The organism is Streptomyces violens, from assembly GCF_000717745.1.
GTDB lineage: Bacteria > Actinomycetota > Actinomycetes > Streptomycetales > Streptomycetaceae > Streptomyces > Streptomyces violens.
Genome location: NZ_JOBH01000004.1, coordinates 311,294 through 329,805, shown reverse-complemented (window position 1 = coordinate 329,805; position 18,512 = coordinate 311,294). Strand labels below are relative to the sequence as shown.

Below are 18,512 nucleotides of genomic sequence, written 5' to 3'. Positions count from 1 at the left end.
AGAGAGCCCCCCCTGGAGGCCACAACCCTCACATCGGTCATATGAGGGGTTTCGGAAGTGTCCACAGCTCTCGACATCATGGTAACTGTCCGCTGAGGAAAGAAGCCACACGCCTGTAGGGCAATACCCAGGAGTGTCCCGAATACCACGGCAGCCATGGCCACAGGCAGGCCAGGACGACCTGGCCGGACCGCGTTCCAGGCGGTCCGACCACACCCTACGCTGCGAAGACGTGTCATGATCTGCCGGGCCTAATCCCTCTTTTCCGGTCTCAGCAGCGCGCCGACTCGACATGAATTCGGCCCCTCTTGTCCCACCCCTCTCTCCCTCCGCATCTTTCACAATTTTTTACGGACCCTTGGGCCTAGGCTCACAGACTGTGTATATCTCAGTGTCTGCGTGCGGGGATTACGACAGCAGTCGCCAGATGCCCCTCTGCGATCGAGGTACACCACAGCCCGGAAAACCTATTCACCCGGACACCCTCCACCACAGGCCCGGGGACGCCCAGAGTTCCGGTGAACGTGCCGCGCTCGGGGTCGGGTCTGACGGTGCATTCGGTGAAGTCCAGCCATCTTCCGGTCAGCGGGTACCACGTCTTGAAGACGCTCTCCTTCGCGCTGAAAACCAGCCGCTCCCAGGCGACTTGGGGATGGGACAGGGAGAGCCGGGCCGCCGTTGCCCGTTCCTCGGGCCCCATCACCGTGTCGCTGATCCCCGCGGGAAGCGGCTCGTTCGGCTCGGCGTCCACGCCGAGCGCGAGGACCGCTTCCGCACGTGCCACCGCCGCCGCCCGGTAGCCGTCGCAGTGGGTCATGCTGCCCACGACGCCCTCGGGCCAGCGAGGGGCCCGCCGGGCCCAGGCAGGGCCGTCCTGACGCGGCGGGATCGGCACGGGCCCAACTCCCAGCCGGACGAGCGCCTTACGGGCACAGTGCCGCACCGTGGCGTACTCCTGCCGGCGCTTGTCCCCGGCGCCGGCCACGGCCTCGGCCTCCTCCGGGAACAGCGCGACGGGCGGGTCGGCGAACAGTTCCACGAGGGAGACCTCCGGCGGCAGCTCCCCTTGCAGCAGCCGGTCCGTGACAGCGGCGGTCACACGTAACTCCTGGGCGGGACGACCGGAGTGATACGACACAGCCCCCGGGGCGGGTGGGGGCGCCGGCCCCATTCGCGTGGATAGCCGAGCGACACCTCGCGGTGCGGCACTCCGTCGCACTCGATGGTGCGGGGTATGTGCAGATGCCCGTAGAGCACGGTGGCCGCCCGGTAGCGAACGTGCCAGTCCGCGGTGGCCTCGGTCCCGCACCACTGGGCGAACTCCGGGTGGCGCAGGATGCGGGTGGGCTCCCGCACCAGCGGGAAGTGGTTGACGAGGACCGTGGGCAGGTCGACGTCGATCGTGTCCAATCGCTTCTGCGTATATTCCAGCCGGGCCTGACACCATGCCTCGCGGCTGGGATACGGATCAGGGTGCAGCAAGTATTCATCGGTACAGACGACACCCGACTCATAGGCGACGCCCAGCGCCTCCTCCTTCGAGTGGGTGCCGGCGGGCCGGAATGTGTAGTCGTAGAGAAGGAACAGAGGTACCACGACGACCGGCCCCTCGGCGCCGTGCCAGAGCGGATACTCATCTTCCGGAGTGACTACTCCGAGACCGCGCATGGCGTCGACGAGATAGCGGTAGCGGGCCTCGCCCCGGAGCTGGACGGGGTCTCCCGGCGGAGTCCACAGCTCGTGGTTGCCCGGCACCCAGATCACGGTACCGAAGCGGTCGGCCAGCGATTCCATCGTCCCGATGATCTCCGTGGAGAGTTCGGAGACATCTCCCGCGACGATGAGCCAGTCACTGTCCGACTCGGGCCGCAACTCCTCGACGAACTTCCGGTTCTCCGGGAAGTGGACGTGCAGATCGCTGATGGCAAAGAGGTTCACCACGGCATCACCGGTCGCCGGTACGGCGGGGCCATCCATCGCTGGCACATGTGTCGCCTTCTCTCCGGCAGGCACGCCACAGAAAGGCCGCACTACAGAGTGAAGACGCCTGCCTTGTGTGACTTGTCAGCGGGCTCTGGCCAAGGGCAGAGCCTCGTCCATGGAGGGTTCCCCTTTCCACAGACTATATAACTACGTGCAGTGTGCATCGCATCACCCGGCCCTCCTGCGACGGCAGTCGGCGTCGGCCCCACCCGGCGCGTACGCAGCGCCTGCGGCGTGTCCGCCCCGGACCGGCCCCACGCGGTGATATCCAATGACCGATGACTGAATGCAACGGATTGTTGGTGGATGACAGGTATGCGCTCCGCTGCCGGCGAAGCGGGAGGGTGAGCTGAGGTGGCCCGCGACATCCAGATCACGTTCGACTGCGCCGACCCGGCCGGGCTGGCGGCGTTCTGGAGCACCGCCCTCGACTGCCAGGTGCAGGGGCCGCCCGGCGGTTACGAGACGTGGGAGCAGGCTCTGGACGCGATGGGCGTGCCCCTTGAGAACCGTAACGACGCCTCGGCGGTGGTCGATCCGAAGGGCACCGGGCCGCGGCTGTTCTTCCGGCGGGTGCCGGAGGGCAAGCAGGCCAAGAACCGCGTCCACCTCGATGTACGGGCGGCCCCCGGGCTCGACGGCGACGAGCGGATGGCGGCCCTGGAGTCGGAAGCCGAACGGCTCGTCTCCCACGGCGCCACCCGGCTTCGGCGGCATGAGCCCGCGCCCCCGCTGGAAGCCGGACACCTCGTGATGGCCGACCCCGAGGACAACGAGTTCTGCCTCGACTGAGAGCCTGCGTCGTGGGGCGGTGCACCACCCTCAGCCGCGCCTCGGCTCTGGCCCGCTTCGCGCCGACGGCCTCACCCACGACGACAAGACCGTCCCGTCATGGAGCCGGTCACCACGACCTTCAGCCCGGCCGGCGGGCCGCCGACACCGCCCGCGGCCCCAGTTCACGGCGTTCTGCGACACGCTATGGGATACCCGGTACTCAACATCCTCACCGCTCCAGGGGCCTGTGGGCGGTCTCGGGCAGTCGGAGGTAGACGGCGGAGGAGACCAGGCACAGTACGGCCACGTACACGGGGAAGAGGCCGGCGTGCCCCATGTCCTTGAACAGCGTGCCGATGTAGGGCGCGGTGCCGCCGAAGAGGGCGACGGTGAGCGAGTAGGGGAAGCCGATTCCCGCGGCGCGCACCCGGGCCGGGAACGTCTCCGCGTTCACGGCCGCCGAGATGGCCGTGAAGCCGCTCAGCAGGATCATGCCCGCGCACTGCACGAGCAGCAGCGTGACGAACGAGTCGTCGAGCGTGCGCAGCAGCGGCACGCTCAGCGCGGCGAAGCCGATCCCGAACATCAGCAGCAGCGGCTTGCGCCCGAAGCGGTCGGACGCGATGCCCGCGACGGGCTGCAGCACGGCGAAGAACGTCAGCGAGAGGGTGCCCGCCAGCAGCGCGTCCGCCTTGGTCACCCCGGCGTTGAGCTCGGCGTACGTCGGCAGGTACGACGTCCACGTGTAGTACGCGAGCGTGCCGCCCGCGGTGATTCCGCAGATCAGCAGCGACTCGCGCGGATGGCGGCGCAGCGCCTCGAAGAGGCCGGGACGGGGCGCCTTCGCCTGCTCCTCACTGCGTGTCTCCTCCGCGCCGCGCCGGATCCAGAAGCCCACAAGGCTCAGGAGCGCGCCCAGCACGAACGGGACCCGCCAGCCCCAGCTGTCCATCGTGGCGGGCGCGAGATTGGCGACGAGCAGCGCCGCGACGCCGGATGCGACGAGCTGCCCGATGGTCGTGGACACGTACTGGAAGCTGGAGAAGAGCCCGCGCCGCCCGGGCCCGGCCGACTCCACGAGGAACGTGGTCGACGCGGCGAACTCACCGCCCACCGACAGCCCTTGCAACAGCCGGGCCAGGACAAGAACGACCGGCGCGAGAATCCCGGCGGCGGCGTACGTCGGCGTCAGCCCCATCAGCAGGCTGCTGCCGCCCATCAGCAGAATGGTCACCGTCAGCGCCGCACGGCGCCCGCGCCGGTCGGCGACCGCGCCCATCACCAGCCCGCCGACGGGCCGCATGAAGAATCCCACCGCGAAGACCGCGAACGTCGAAAGCAGCGGCACCAGCGAATTCTCCGCGCTCTTGGGGAAGATCTGCGCGGCGATGTACGTGGCCAGGAAGGTATATGTGTACCAGTCGTACCATTCGACCGCATTGCCGACCGAGGCGGCGACCAACTGCCGCGCCGCGGACACCGGGCGCTTCTCCCCCGCCTGCCGGTCCGCCATCTTGTTCTCCGCGCTCGACATGCGCCTCCGCTCCCGGGTCCTTCACGTGGCCCTGCCGCTCGGGCAGGATGAGCCGTCAGGTGATCATGCCCTCGCGAGGCCGGTGGCCGCCAGCCGATTCGGCGGCCGAAAGGAGATGGCAACGTGCGCGTAGCACTGTTCGTCACCTGTATCAACGACACGCTGTACCCACGGACCGGCCGGGCGGTGGTCAGCCTCCTGGAACGGCTGGGCGTGGAGGTCGGCTTCCCGGCCGAGCAGAGCTGCTGCGGACAGCCGCAGTTCAACACCGGGTACCGGCACGCCACCGAGCCACTGGCGCTGCGGTACGCGCGGGCCTTCCGCGACTACGAGTACGTGGTGACGCCCTCCGGGTCGTGCGCGGCGATGGTGCGCGACAACTATCCGCGGCTGGGCCAGAAGGCGGCGGCGGAGGGGCGCGGCGGGGCGCTCACCGAGGCGGCGGCGGAAGCCGTGCCCAAGACGTACGAGCTGACGGAGTTCCTGGTCGATGTGTTGAAGGTGACGGACGTGGGCGCTTACTACCCGCACACCGTCACCTACCACCCGACCTGCCACGGGCTGCGGATGCTGGGGCTCGGGGACCGGCCGCGCGCCCTGCTCCAGCACGTGAAGGGCCTCGAACTGCGCGAACTGGCGGGTGCCGAGGAGTGCTGCGGCTTCGGCGGCACCTTCGCCGTCAAGAACCCGGCCGTCTCCGCCGTGATGGGCGCCGACAAGACCCGGCACATCCAGGAGACCGGCGCCGAGGCGGTCTGCACGGTCGACAACTCCTGTCTGCTGCACATCGGCGGCACGCTCTCGCGGCAGGGCTCGACGGTCCGGCCCGTTCATATCGCGGAGATCCTGGCCAGTACGGAAGGGAACGTGCTGTGAGCCCTGGGAGGACAAGCCCTGTGAGCGAAGGGAACGTGCTGTGAGCGTCACCGACCTGGGCATGCCCGCCTTCCCGGCGGCCGCCGCCCGCTCCACCCGCGACACCCGGCTGCGCGCCAACCTCCGATATGCCACGCACACCATCCGGGACAAGCGCGCCAGGGCGGTCGGCGAGCTGTCGGACTGGGCGCAGTTGCGTGCGGCGGGGCGCGCGATCAAGGACCGTACGCTGCGCCACCTGGACCACTATCTGGAGCGGCTGGAGGAGGCGGTGACCGCGGCGGGCGGTCAGGTGCACTGGGCGGCCGACGCGGCGGAGGCCAACCGCATCGTGACTCGTCTCGTACGGGCCACCGGGGAGCGCGAGGTCGTCAAGGTCAAGTCGATGGCCACGCAGGAGATCGGGCTGAACGAGGCGCTGGCAGAGGCCGGGATCAGCGCGTACGAGACGGATCTCGCGGAGCTCATCGTGCAGCTCGGCAAGGACCGCCCGTCACACATCCTGGTCCCGGCGATCCACCGCAACCGCTCCGAGATCCGTGACATCTTCCGCACGGAGATGGGCAGTTGGGGGCGGCCCGCGCCGGACGGGCTGAGCGACCGGCCGACGGAGCTGGCCGAGGCGGCCCGGCTGCACCTCCGGGAGAAGTTCCTGCGCGCGAAGGTCGGCATCTCCGGCGCCAACTTCATGGTCGCGGAGACCGGGACGCTGGTGGTCGTGGAGTCCGAGGGCAACGGCCGGATGTGCCTGACGCTCCCGGAGACCCTGATCTCCGTCGTCGGCATCGAGAAGGTGGTGCCGACCTGGCAGGACCTGGAGGTCTTCCTCCAACTGCTGCCACGCTCGTCCACGGCCGAGCGGATGAATCCGTACACCTCGATGTGGACGGGTACGACTGACGGGGACGGGCCGCGGACGTTCCATCTGGTCCTGCTGGACAACGGGCGGACGGACACCCTCGCGGACACGGTCGGCCGGCAGGCGCTGCGTTGCATCCGGTGCTCGGCCTGTCTGAACGTCTGCCCGGTGTACGAGCGGGCCGGCGGCCACGCGTACGGTTCGGCCTACCCGGGGCCGATCGGCGCGATCCTCACGCCGCAGCTGCGCGGCACGGCGAGCGCGCTGGACGCCTCACTGCCGTACGCGTCGTCGCTGTGCGGGGCGTGTTACGAGGTGTGTCCGGTGGCGATCGACATTCCGGAGGTGCTGGTGCACTTGCGGGAGCGCGTCGTGGAGGGCGGCAAGGTCGTCCGGGGTGGAATGCGGACGGTGATCCAGCCGGCGAAGGGGCACGCGGCGGAGCGCGCTGCGATGCGGGCCGCGGGCTTCGTGTTCGACCGGCCCGGTGTGCTGCGCGCGGGCCAGCGGCTGGCAGCGCGTACCCGGAGGCTGCACCCGCGGCGGCTCCCGGGTCCGGGGCACGCCTGGTCCGACACCCGCGACCTACCACCCGTACCTGCGGAGTCGTTCCGGGACTGGTGGCAGCGCACCCGGGGCGCGGAGCGCGGCGACGGACGCGAGGAGGGCGCCAAGTGAGCAGCCGGGACGTGGTGTTGGCGCGGGTGCGCCGGGCACTGGCGGACGTGCCTCGGGCCGCGGGCCCCGAGGAGACCGCGGTACCGAGGGACTATCTGCGATCACACGGCGAACTCCCCACGGACGACATCGTGCAGCAGCTGGCGGAGAACCTCGCGGACTACCGCGCGATCGTCCACGACATCGACGCCGCCGGGCTGCCGGGGCTGCTCGCGCATCTGCTGGGTGAGCGGGGGTCGCGGTCAGTGGTGGCGCCTGCGGGGCTGCCGCCGGAGTGGCTGGCGGACTGTGACCTGGAAGTGGTGCCGGACGTACCGGAGACGACGCCCGGCGAACTGGACGCGGTGGACAGCGTGGTGACGGGCAGCGCGGTCGCCATCGCCGAAACCGGGACGATCGTTCTGGACGGCAGCCCGGACCAGGGCCGCCGCCGCATCACGCTCGTACCGGACCATCACATCTGCGTCGTACGGGTGCCGGAGCAGGTCGTGGCGTCGGTACCGCAGGCGCTGGAGCGGCTGGCTCCGCGGCGCCCGCTGACCTGGATCTCCGGTCCGTCCGCGACGAGCGACATCGAGCTGGACCGGGTGGAGGGCGTGCACGGGCCGCGGACCCTGGAGGTGGTCCTGGTGACGTCACGAGCGCCGCTATGAGAGGTGCCCGAGTGAGCTTCTGAGCGAAATGGCGTACGTGAGGCTTGTGTTGGCTATGGGTTGCGTTCGATCCTGACGATTCCTGTTGCCTTACGTTCGGAGCTGTCGCATGTCGTCGCGTCGTTTCAGCCGCCGGTCGTTCCTCGCCACCGGCACAGCCCTGGCCGGCTGGGCCGCCTTCAGCGCACAGAAAAGCGCCTTCGCCGCCGTGGCCGGACGGGCCACGGCGGCGGCGGGCGAGGAGTGGAACGGCGCGCCCCGCACGTTCCAGGTCAACCGTGAGCCCGCCCGCCCCCGCCTGATCCCGTACGCGAGCACCGCGGCCGCACTCGCCGGCGAGGTCGACAGATCTCCGTACCACCGCTCCCTGAACGGCACCTGGCGCTTCCACTGGTCCAAGAACCCGGACGAGCGCCCGACGGGCTTCCACGCCCCCGGCTTCGACGACGGCTCCTGGGACCGCATCACCGTCCCCTCCAACTGGGAGATCGAGGGCTATCCGGAGCCGATCTACCTCAACATCAAGTACCCGTGGATCGGTTACGAGGACCCGCAGCCGCCGCAGGTCCCGCACGACTTCAACCCGGTCGGCTCCTACCGCCGTACCTTCACCGTCCCCGAGGACTGGGACGGCCGCCGCACCCTGCTCTCCTTCCAGGGCGTGAAGTCCGCGTTCTTCGTGTGGGTCAACGGCGAGCAGGTCGGTTACAGCGAGGACAGCTACACCCCGGCCGAGTTCGACATCACCGCCAAGCTCAAGCCGGGCGAGAACAGCCTGGCCGTCGAGGTGTACCGGTGGTCCGACGGCAGCTGGCTGGAGGACCAGGACATGATCGACCTGTCCGGGATCTTCCGCGAGGTGTATCTGTACTCCGTCCCGCAGGTGCATCTGCACGACCTCTTCGTGCACACCGACCTGGACGCTGCGTACCGGGACGCGACGCTGAAGGTGTCGGCGAGCGTACGCAACGGGGGCTCGTCCGCGCCCGGCGACCACCGGCTCTCGGCGGTGCTGTACGACGCGCAGGGCAAGCCGGTCCTCCCCCGGCCCCTCACCGCCGAGGTGCGGTTCGGCGACGGCGAGCAGGTCACGGTCGAGCCGGAGGCGGGCGTGCGCGCGCCCGCTCTCTGGTCCGCCGAGGACCCCAATCTCTACACGCTCGTCATCACCCTCACCGGGCCCGACGGCAAGGCCGTTGACATCCAGCGCACGCGTGTCGGTTTCCGTTCGGTCGTGTGCGAACCGGGGAAGTTCACCGTCAACGGCGTACCGATCGTCTTCCGCGGGGTCAACCGCCACGAGTCCGACCCGGACCACGGCCAGGCGGTCCCGGAGGAGCGGATGATCGAGGACATCCGCATCATGAAGCAGCACAACGTCAACGCGGTACGCACCGCGCACTACCCGAACTCCACGCGCTGGCTGGAGCTGTGCGACGAGTACGGGCTCTATGTCATCGGCGAGGCCAACCTGGAGTCGCACGGCGTGCGCGACAAGCTCCCGGCGAGCCTGCCGGAATGGACCGACGCCTGCCTCGACCGGATGCGCACGATGGTCGAGCACGACAAGAACCACCCCTCGATCGTGGTCTGGTCGCTGGGCAACGAGGCCGGCCAGGGCGACAACTTCAAGGCCATGGCGGACTGGACACACGACCGGGACCCCTCACGGCCGGTGCACTACGAAGGCCAGAGCGCCGTCGCCGACATGGAAAGTCAGATGTACACCAAGCCCGCCGACGTCGAGAAGTACGGGAAGTCCGGCAATCCGAAGCCGTTCGTCCTGTGCGAGTACGCGCACTCCATGGGCAACAGCACCGGCAACTTCCGCGAGTACTGGGACATCTTCGAGCGCTACCCGAACCTGCACGGCGGCTTCATCTGGGACTTCTGCGACCAGGCCATCCGGCTCCCGGTCCCCGGCGACCGCAAACGCACATACCTGTCCTACGGCGGCGACTGGAAGCCCGGCTACCCCACCGACGGCAACTTCAGCTGCAACGGCATCGTCTCCTCGGACCGCGTGCTGCACCCGGCGATCCACGAGGTCAAGAAGTGCTACCAGGCCGTCCGGATGGCCGCGGCCGATCTCGCCTCCGGGTCGGTGAAGGTCACCAACAAGCAGCTCTTCCTCGGCCTGGACGCGTACGAGCTGCGCTGGGAGGTGACGCGTAACGGGGCGCGCATCCAGCACGGCACGCTCCCCGCGCCGCGGATCAAGCCGGGCCAGGACGGCACCGTACGCATCCCGTACCGGAGTCCGGCGCGGCCCGAGCCCGGCGCCGAGTACTGGCTGAACCTCTCCTTCGTGCTGCGCCGCGGCACCCGGTGGGCGGACGCCGGGCACAGCGTCGCCGCCGAGCAGCTGGCGCTGCCCTGGCACGCCGCGGCCCCGGCCGATCCCCCGGCGTCCTCGCTGCCGCCGCTGAAGGTCGCCGAGACCGACAAGGCGGTCACGGTCAGCGGCAAGGACGTCGAGGTGGTTCTGGACAAGTCCACCGGGACGCTGTCCTCTTACCGTCACCGCGGCCGGACGCTGCTGGCCGGCGGCCCGGTCCCCAACTTCTGGCGCGGGCCGACCGACAACGACATCGGCCGCGGCGCCCAGAAGTCGCTGCGCACCTGGCGCGATGCGGGCACGAAGCGGACCGTGGACTCCGTGAAGACCGGGCAGCCGTCAGCGTCCGAGGTGACCATCGAGGTCGTCTGCACGCTGCCCACCTCCCCCGCCGCCTCCACCTGGCGCACGGTCTTCACCGTGCGCGGCGACGGCGAGGTCCGCGTCGCGCACACCCTGAAGCCGGGCGCGGGCCTGCCCGACCTGCCGATGGTCGGCGCGCTGCTCACCGTCCCGGCCGGCTTCGAGACGCTGTCGTGGTACGGCCGCGGGCCGCACGAGAACTACCAGGACCGGCGCACCGCCGCGTTCGTCGGCAGCTACCGCTCCTCGGTGGACGACCAGTACGGCCCGTACGTGCGGCCGCAGCAGACGGGCAACGTGGTGGATGTCCGGCACGCCTCGCTCATCGACCGGGACGGCGCAGGCCTGACCGTGCGCGCCGAGCCGGGCGACGACGCGCCGCTGCTGGAGATCAGTGCGCTCCACTACACGCCGCATGATCTGGACGGGCCGCGCCATCCGTACGAGCTGAAGCGCCGCCCCGAGACGATGCTCGGCGTCAACCACCGCCAGATGGGCGTCGGCGGCAACGACTCCTGGGGCGCGCCCCCGCTGGAGCAGTACGTACTGCACGCCGACCGTGAGTACACGTATGCGTACCGGCTGACGCCCGCGTAGGCGCTGCCGCTGGTTCTCGGCGAGCCCCGTGGTCGCCGTCTTGAGGTGCGGGCGCCCCGGTCAGTCGAAGCGGATGTGGCGGAGGCCGACGCCGGCCCGGCGGAGCCTTCCCCGGAGGGGGCCGTCGGTGTTCGGGGTCAGCCGCAGGCCGGCGGAGGCGGCGATGCGGTCGGCCACCTCCGGGACCGTGCGGCGGTCGGTCCACAGGTGCTCGGCGAACTCCGGTTTCGCCAACTGCTCCAGGCACCGGTCCAGCCGCCGCACCGCGAAGGTCTCGTGACGTGGGGGCGCGTACTGGCCCACGAGGAAATGGAGGGCACGGCCGACGGCGCGCTCGCGCAGCCGCCGCAGCACCGTTCGGCGGTCCGCCAGCAGGGCGAAGTGCCGCACGTCGTGGCCGCTGTCGCGCAGCCGGCCGACGGTCTCGCGGAAGTAGGCCGGTTCCACGACCGTCATCGGGACGATCACCGTGCCGTCGTGCCCGTCCAGCGCCCGGTCCAGCACTTCGTACACCCCCTGCCGCCAGGCGGGCAGGTCCTGGAAGTCACCGCGCAGCCCGGGCGGCAGCGTCCGGTGCAGGCCGAAGCCGATGTGCTCGGGGTCGCAGACCACGCTGCCGGGGAGGCGCCGCCGGAGCTCGTGCGCGGTCTGCGTCTTGCCGCCGCCGAAGGGTCCGTTGATCCAGAGGAGCATGGGCCCGAGCTTAGGAGAGGGCGGCGCGCGACGGGGAGAGCGGTTCCGGGCCGTCGGGGGACGGGGGCACGGGTTCCTCGGCGTCGCGCCGTACGAGGGCGGCGTACCGGCCGTCGGCGGCCAGCAGCTCCTCGTGCGTGCCGCGCTCGGCGATCCGGCCCGCGTCCAGGACGACGATCTGGTCGGCGTCGCGGACGGTGGAGAGGCGGTGCGCGATGGTGATCGTCGTACGGCCCGCCGAGAGCTCGTCGATGGCCTGCTGTACGGCGTGCTCGGTACGGGTGTCCAGCGCGCTGGTGGCCTCGTCCAGTACCAGCACCGGCGGGTCGCGCAGGATGGTGCGGGCGATGGCCAGGCGCTGCTTCTCGCCGCCGGAGAAGCGGTAGCCGCGCTCGCCCACGAGGGTGTCGTAGCCGTCCGGCAGACCGGCGATGTGGTCGTGGATCTGGGCGGCCCGCGCGGCGCGGAGGATTTCCTCGTCGGTCGCGTCGGGCTTGGCGAAGCGCAGGTTGTCGGCGACGGAGGCGTGGAAGAGGTAGGTCTCCTGGGAGACCACGCCCACCGAACGGGCGAGCGTGTCGAAGTCCAGCTCGCGGACGTCCACCCCGTCCAGGGTGACGCGACCGCCGGTCACGTCGTACAGCCGCGGCACCAGATAGCTGAGCGTGGACTTGCCGCTGCCGGTCGGGCCGACGACGGCGAGGCTGCCGCCCGCCGGAACGGTCAGGTCGATGCCGGTCAGGGTGGGCGCGGCGGCCGGGTCGTACGTGAACGTCACGTCCTCGAAGCGGACCTCGCCGCGGGGCGCCGCCAGCCGCACCGGCTTCTCGGGCTCGGTGATGGCCACCGGCAGGTCGAGGTATTCGAAGATGCGCTGGAAGAGCGCGAGCGAGGTCTGCATCTGCACGCCGGTGGTGAGCAGCGAGACCGTCGGGCGCAGCAGGCCCTGCTGGAGGGAGACGAAGGCGACGAGCGTGCCGATGGAGAAGACCGGGCCGCCGAGCTGGAGGACGAGGCCCGCCGCCCAGTAGATCAGCGCGGGCATGGCGGCCATGACGATGCCGATGGTGGCCATCCGCCAGCGGCCCGCCATGTTGGCGCGGATCTCCAGGCCGACCAGCCGTTCGGATTCCTTGGTGAAGTTCTCGGTGAGCGAGTCGGCGCGGCCCATCGTGCGGCCGAGCAGGATGCCGGAGACGGAGAGCGATTCGGTGACCATCGCGGACATCGTGGCCATCTGCTTCTGCCGCTGGGTGGTGATCCGCTTGCGCTCGTTGCCGACCCGCCGGCTGACCCAGACGAACAGCGGGAGCAGCAGGAGGGAGACCAGGGTGAGCCGCCAGTCCAGGGCCAGCATGGCCACGACGGTGGCGACGACGCTGGTGAGGTTGGAGACCAGGGAGGTCGCGGTGGAGGTGACGGTGGCCTGCATGCCGCCGATGTCGTTGGCGATACGGGACTGCACCTCGCCCGTGCGCGTCCGGGTGAAGAACGCCAGCGGCATCCGCTGCAGCTTGGCGTAGACGCCGGTCCGCAGGTCGTGCATGACGCGCTGGCCGACGGTGGTGGAGATCAGCGTCTGCAGCACCCCGAAGACGCTGTTCATCACGGCCGTGACGATCATGCCGAGGGCGAGCAGGCTCAGCAGTCCGGTGCGCCGTTCCGGGATCGCCACGTCGAGGACCGCGCGCAGCAGGAACGGCGAGGCGACGGAGACCAGCGAGGCGGCGGCCACCAGCAGGCCCACCAGGGCCAGCCGGCCGCGGTAGGGCCGGAAGAGGCGGAGGATCCGCCGTACCTGGACGGGCTGCTGCTCTTCCTTGGGCGGCGGGGTCCAGTCAATGGTGTCGGGACGCAATGAGCTCCTTCGGGTGATCGGGGCCGACGGGCGGCTGCCGGGAATCGGCGGGCGGATTCCGGGATTGCGGCGGGCCGCGCCGGACCCGGACGCCTGCCGAGGGTAGCCCATTGTTACCTATACTCACAATGAACATGGTCCTGATAGCCTCCCGGCATGTCCTCCCCCCAGACCGGCCCACGCCCCGGCACCGGCACCGCCCCCGACACCGACCTCGCCGAACAGCTGGTACGGCTCACCCGGCGGATGCACCGCGCGCAGAAGCGGCACCTCGAACCGCTCGCCCTCACCCCCGCGCAGTCCCGGCTGCTGCGCATCGTGGCGCACTGCGACACCCCACCCCGGATGGCCGACCTGGCCGCCCGCCTGGACGTCGTACCGCGCGCGGTGACCACCCTCGTGGACGCGCTGGAGGCGGCGGACGCCGTACGCCGGGTGCCGGACCCGGCCAACCGACGGGTCGTGCGGATCGAGATGACCGAGACCGGCCGGACGACACTCGGGGCGCTGCGAAGCGCGCGCCGGGCCGCCGCGGAGGACATCCTGGCTCCATTGACCGCCGACCAGCGCGAGCTGCTCGGCGGGCTGCTGTCCACCCTGGTCGACGAGCCGGGGCGGCGCTGCTGAACGACGCTGGACCGATGGGCCGCTACCGACGGGCCGCCTACGAGGAGAAGCCATGCCGTTGCTGGAGCCGGAGCCGACCGTACTGCGCCCCACCACGACCGAGGGCCCGGCCGTCGACCGGGTGGCCGACGAGCAGGCGTCCGGGACGCCCGAGCCGCTGCGCGGCGACCTGACCGCCCTGCTCGGCCCGGAGAAGGTGCTGCACGGCCTCTCCGACCTGGTGAAGTACGCCTCGGACGCGAGCCCCTACCGGTTCGTCCCCCAGGTGGTCGTGCTCGCCGAGGACATCGATGACATCTCGGCGGTCTTCTCCTACGCGCACGGCCACGGCCGCAAGGTCGTCCTGCGCGCCGCCGGCACCTCCCTCAACGGTCAGGCGCAGGGCGAGGACATCCTCGTCGACGTGCGCCGCCACTGGGCCGGCATCGAGGTACTGGGCAACGGCGAGCAGGCCCGCATCGGCCCGGGGACGACCGTCGTCCGGGCCAACACCACGCTGGCCCGCCACGGCCGGCTGCTCGGCCCCGACCCCGCCAGCGCCATCGCCTGCACCGTGGGCGGCGTCGTCGCCAACAACGCCTCCGGTATGACGGCAGGCACCACCCGGAACTCCTACCGCACGCTCGCCTCCGCCACCGTCGTACTGCCGTCAGGCACGGTCGTGGACACCGCCGACCCGGCCGCCGACGAGGAGCTGGCCCACGCCGAACCGGCCCTGTGCGACGGGCTGCTGGCCCTGAAGGCGGAGATCGAGGCGGACCCCGAGCTGGTCGCCCGCATCCGCGCCAAGTACGAACTCAAGAACACCAACGGCTACCGGCTCGACGCCTTCCTCGACGGCGCCACCCCTGTCGAGATCCTGCGCGGCCTGATCGTCGGGTCGCAGGGCACGCTCGGCTTCATCGCCGAGACGGTATTCGACACCCTGCCCCTGGACCGCTGCACCTCCACCGCATTGCTCTTCTTCCCCGATCTGCGGGCCGCGGCCGCCGCCGTCCCGCGCTTCACCGAAGCGGGCGCGCTCGCCGTGGAGCTGATGGACGGCAACACGCTGCGCGCCTCGGTCCGCGTCGCCGGAGTACCCGCCGACTGGGCGGCACTCCCCACGGAAACGACCGCGCTGCTCGTGGAGTTCCGCGCCCCGGACGAAGAACGTCAGGCAGCGTTCGAAGAGGCCGCCCAACAGGTGCTGAGCGACCTGGAACTGGTCGCGCCGGTCGAGTCCGTCACCAACGAGTTCACCCGCGACCCGGGCACGATCGCGGGCTACTGGAAGGCACGCAAGGCGTTCGTCACCGCGGTCGGCGGCTCCCGGCCCTCCGGTACGACGCTGCTCACCGAGGACTTCGCCGTACCGCCCGCACAGCTCGCGGACGCCTGCACGGCGCTGCTGGAGCTGCAGGCACGGCACGGCTTCGACGCCGCCGTCGCCGGCCACGCCGCCCACGGCAACCTGCACTTCCTCCTCGCGTTCAACGCCGCGAAACCCGAGGACGTGGCGCGCTACGCGGCCTTCATGGACGAGTTCTGCCGGATGACCGTGGAGCGCTTCGACGGCTCACTCAAGGCCGAGCACGCCACCGGACGCAACATCGCGCCCTTCCTGGAGCTGGAGTGGGGACCGCGAGCGACGGACCTGATGTGGCGGATCAAGGACCTGTTCGACCCGCACGGCATCCTCGCCCCGCGCGTCATCCTGGATCGCGACCCCAGGGCCCATCTCCGCGGCCTGAAGACCATCCCCGAGGTCGAGGCGGTCGCCGACCCCTGCATCGAGTGCGGCTTCTGCGAGCCGGTCTGCCCCAGCCGCAACCTCACCACCACGCCCCGCCAACGCATCGTGCTGCGCCGCGAGATGATGCGCCAGCGCCCGGACTCGCCCGTCACCGGCGCGCTCCTTGACGCGTACGGATACGACGCGATCGACACCTGCGCGGGCGACTCGACCTGCAAACTGGCCTGCCCGGTCGGCATCGACACCGGCGCGATGATGAAGGACTTCCGGCACCACCGGCACTCCCCGCGCGAGGAGAAGGCCGCCGCGCTCGCCGCCAAGCGCTTCAAGGCGGTCGAGGCGGCGGCACGGCTCGCGGTCGCCGCGGCGGACCGGATCGGCGACAGGCTCGGCGACCGGCTGCTGGAGACCGTGACGGACGCCGCCCGCAAGGCCGTACGCCCCGATCTCGTACCGCGCTGGCTGCCCGAGCTCCCGGGCGCCGCGGCCCGCCGGCTTCCGCCCACCCGTAAGCAGGACGCGGTCGCGGTCTACTACCCGGCGTGCGTCAACCGGATCTTCGGCGAACCGGACGGGTACGAGGGCCCCTCGCTCCCCGAGGCCGTCGTCGCGGTCTCCCGGCGGGCCGGCAAGCCGGTCTGGATCCCCGACGACGTCACGGGCACCTGCTGCGCCACGATCTGGCACTCCAAGGGGTACGACGAGGGCAACGCCGTGATGGCGAACCGCATCGTGGAGGCCGCCTGGGGCTGGACCGCGGGCGGCCGCCTCCCCCTCGTCGTGGACGCCTCGTCCTGCACCCTCGGCATCGCCCACGAGGTCGTCCCGTACCTCACCGAGGACAACAAGCAACTGCATGCCGAGCTGACCGTCGTGGACTCCGTCGTCTGGGCGGCCGATGAGCTGCTGCCGCACCTGGAGGTGGTGCGGACCGCAGGCTCCGTAGTGCTGCACCCCACTTGTTCGATGCGCCACCTGGGCGACGAGGCGCAGCTCCGTACGGTCGCCGAGGCGTGCGCCCAGGAGGTCGTGGTACCGGACGACGCGGGCTGCTGCGCCTTCGCGGGCGACCGCGGGATGCTGCACAAGGAGCTGACCGAGGCGGCGACGGCCCGGGAGGCAGCCGAGGTGACGTCCCGTCACTTCGATGCGCATCTGTCGGCGAACCGCATGTGCGAGGTGGGCATGGACCACGCGACGGAGGGCCGGGGGTACTACTCGGTGCTGCTGGAACTGGAACGGGCGACGCGGCCCGCCTGAGCGACGGGCCGCGTCGTACGTGTACGGGTGGGGGTGCGTGTGTTCAGCTCTTGGCGCCCACGTGCAGGGCCACCGCGCCCTTCGCGGGCACGGTCAGCTGTGCCTTGCCGTCGTCGCCGACCGTGACGGTGTTGCCGTCGCAGGAGTCCGGCGCGGCCTTTGCGACGTTGCAGTACGTACCGGCGGGCAGCGGCGTCGCGAAGGTCTCGGACAGCTCGCCGTCGCCTGCGTTGAGGGCGACGAAACCCTTGTCGCCGCGTCCGAAGGCGATTGCGCTGGACCCGTTGTCCCACCAGTCGGTCAACTCGGCGTCGCCGACCGCGTTACGGAACCCGACCAGGCCGGTGATCTCCTGCTTCGCGTGCATGTCCGTCCAGCCGTCGGCGCCGCTGGGCGGACCCGCGTCCTTGTCGGACCACTCGTAGCCGGAGAAGACGTTGGGCGAGCCGTAGGGCGAGGCCAGCATGAAGACATTCGCGAGCGTGTACGTCGCGCCGTCCTTGTACGTGAGCGTCGAACCGTTGCGCTCGGTGTCCCAGTTGTCGACAAAGGTCCGTGCCGGCCCGCTGCTGAGCTTGCCGTCGGCGACGGACTTCAACTGGGCGATGCTGCCTCCTTGGAAGGCGCTCTTGAGGTGCCCCCCGTAACGGAACTCATCGACGTCGCCGATCTCCGTGTACTCCTCCGGCTGGACCGCCTCGCCGCCTCCGTAGATGACTTCGGAGACCCAGAAACCCGGGTCGCTCATCTTTCCCTTGATCGCGGCCATGTCGTCGGCCGCCATGTGCTTCGCTGCGTCGATGCGGAAGCCGTCGACGCCGAGTGAGCGCAGGTCGTCGAGGTACTTGGCGATGGTGGTGCGGACGGCGTCGCTGCCGGTGTCCAGGTCCGCCAGCCCCACGAGTTCGCAGTTCTGCACGTTGTCGCGGTTGCCGTAGTCGGAGATGTCCTTGCGGCAGGAGTGGAAGTCCTGGTCCTGGTAGTACCCGGGATAGCCGTACTTCGTGTACTGCGTGCCGCCGGTGCCCGTGCCGGACCCGGAGGACATGTGGTTGATGACGGCGTCGGCGATGACCTTGACTCCGGCTTTGTGACAGGCGGAGACCATGGCGGCGAAGGCGTCGCGGTCGCCGAGCCGGCCCGCGATCTTGTAACTCACCGGCTGGTACGACGTCCACCACTGGTCGCCCTTGATGTGTTCCGAGGCGGGTGAGACCTCGACATAGCCGTACCCGGCCGGGCCGAGCTGGTCGGTGCAGGCCCTGCCGACGTCCGCGTACGGCCGCTCGAACAGCGTGGCGGTGACGGTCTTTTCGCCGGGCGGGGTGGCCTGCGACTGCCAGGGCGCCAGGGTCGCGAGGCCGGCAGCGACGAGCACGCCGGCCAGCGTGCCACCGAGTATTCGGGATCGTTGATGCAACATGCGGCTCCTTCTTCACACGGACGCGGTGGGGGACGCGTCCACGAAGGCAGCCACGCGCCGGGCCGCCGTGGGGGGATTCCGCGAGGGAGCCTGCCTTTACGAAGTGAACACGTCAAGGCATCCCGCAAGAATTTCCAGAATCTTGCGCAAGAGAAGAGTCCAAGAACTCGCCGCAGGAGTCCAATGAGCCCCCTTGTGGCCCACTGGTCTCAACCACCAAGGTCCTCTTCGAGCTTGGACGTATTCGCCGCGCCCCATCCG

The 18,512-nt window shown here is 70.4% G+C and carries 13 protein-coding genes; 7 read left to right on the top strand and 6 right to left on the bottom strand.

Going from position 1 to position 18,512, the window contains the following annotated elements; translation table 11 throughout:
* Positions 1-388: 388 nt before the first annotated feature.
* Positions 389-1,099: a 4'-phosphopantetheinyl transferase family protein gene (locus IF04_RS0110160; protein WP_051830999.1), complete on the bottom strand. Its 711-nt coding sequence runs from the start codon at positions 1,097-1,099 to the stop codon at positions 389-391.
* Positions 1,096-1,977 carry a metallophosphoesterase family protein gene (locus tag IF04_RS0110155; protein WP_211259789.1) on the bottom strand — a complete coding sequence of 294 codons (882 nt, stop codon included), beginning with the start codon at positions 1,975-1,977 and terminating at the stop codon, positions 1,096-1,098. The genes IF04_RS0110160 and IF04_RS0110155 overlap by 4 nt, the downstream gene beginning before the upstream one ends.
* A 360-nt stretch (positions 1,978-2,337) precedes the next feature.
* On the opposite strand from IF04_RS0110155, the gene IF04_RS0110150 reads away from it, so the two are divergent.
* Positions 2,338-2,775: a VOC family protein gene (locus IF04_RS0110150; protein WP_030253746.1), complete on the top strand. Its 438-nt coding sequence runs from the start codon at positions 2,338-2,340 to the stop codon at positions 2,773-2,775.
* Between the two features lie 211 nt (positions 2,776-2,986).
* On the opposite strand, the gene IF04_RS0110145 is transcribed toward IF04_RS0110150, so the two are convergent.
* On the bottom strand, positions 2,987-4,291 hold the full coding sequence (locus IF04_RS0110145) for an MFS transporter (RefSeq protein ID WP_078600088.1): 1,305 nt from the start codon (positions 4,289-4,291) through the stop codon (positions 2,987-2,989).
* A gap of 123 nt (positions 4,292-4,414) precedes the next feature.
* Here IF04_RS0110145 and IF04_RS0110140 point away from each other — a divergent pair, with 123 nt between their 5' ends.
* From IF04_RS0110140 to lacZ, 4 genes are all read left to right on the top strand, one after another.
* A complete protein-coding gene (locus IF04_RS0110140; RefSeq protein WP_030253741.1) occupies positions 4,415-5,167 on the top strand; it encodes a (Fe-S)-binding protein in 753 nt (250 codons plus the stop codon).
* 40 nt (positions 5,168-5,207) lie between these two features.
* Entirely contained in the window at positions 5,208-6,704 is a 1,497-nt protein-coding gene (locus IF04_RS0110135) for a lactate utilization protein B (RefSeq protein ID WP_030253739.1), read from the top strand.
* Complete coding sequence (locus IF04_RS0110130; RefSeq protein WP_030253736.1) at positions 6,701-7,357, top strand: LutC/YkgG family protein; 657 nt, start codon at positions 6,701-6,703, stop codon at positions 7,355-7,357. The genes IF04_RS0110135 and IF04_RS0110130 overlap by 4 nt, the downstream gene beginning before the upstream one ends.
* Positions 7,358-7,466: 109 nt before the next feature.
* Positions 7,467-10,655, top strand: coding sequence for a beta-galactosidase, LacZ type (gene lacZ / locus IF04_RS0110125; RefSeq protein ID WP_030253734.1), 3,189 nt, complete (start codon positions 7,467-7,469; stop codon positions 10,653-10,655).
* Positions 10,656-10,715: 60 nt separating this feature from the next.
* Here the strand turns inward: lacZ and IF04_RS0110120 are convergent, their stop codons facing one another.
* A complete protein-coding gene (locus IF04_RS0110120; protein ID WP_030253732.1) occupies positions 10,716-11,348 on the bottom strand; it encodes an AAA family ATPase in 633 nt (210 codons plus the stop codon).
* A 10-nt stretch (positions 11,349-11,358) separates the two neighbouring features.
* On the bottom strand, positions 11,359-13,206 hold the full coding sequence (locus IF04_RS0110115) for an ABC transporter ATP-binding protein (protein WP_030253730.1): 1,848 nt from the start codon (positions 13,204-13,206) through the stop codon (positions 11,359-11,361).
* A gap of 156 nt (positions 13,207-13,362) precedes the next feature.
* Here IF04_RS0110115 and IF04_RS0110110 point away from each other — a divergent pair, with 156 nt between their 5' ends.
* Positions 13,363-13,833: a MarR family winged helix-turn-helix transcriptional regulator gene (locus IF04_RS0110110; protein ID WP_037958885.1), complete on the top strand. Its 471-nt coding sequence runs from the start codon at positions 13,363-13,365 to the stop codon at positions 13,831-13,833.
* A 52-nt stretch (positions 13,834-13,885) separates the two neighbouring features.
* Complete coding sequence (locus IF04_RS0110105) at positions 13,886-16,828, top strand: FAD-binding and (Fe-S)-binding domain-containing protein (protein ID WP_030253726.1); 2,943 nt, start codon at positions 13,886-13,888, stop codon at positions 16,826-16,828.
* Between the two features lie 43 nt (positions 16,829-16,871).
* Here IF04_RS0110105 and IF04_RS0110100 read toward each other — a convergent pair whose 3' ends face one another.
* Positions 16,872-18,251 carry an alpha-amylase gene (locus IF04_RS0110100; RefSeq protein WP_030253724.1) on the bottom strand — a complete coding sequence of 460 codons (1,380 nt, stop codon included), beginning with the start codon at positions 18,249-18,251 and terminating at the stop codon, positions 16,872-16,874.
* Positions 18,252-18,512 lie beyond the last annotated feature (261 nt).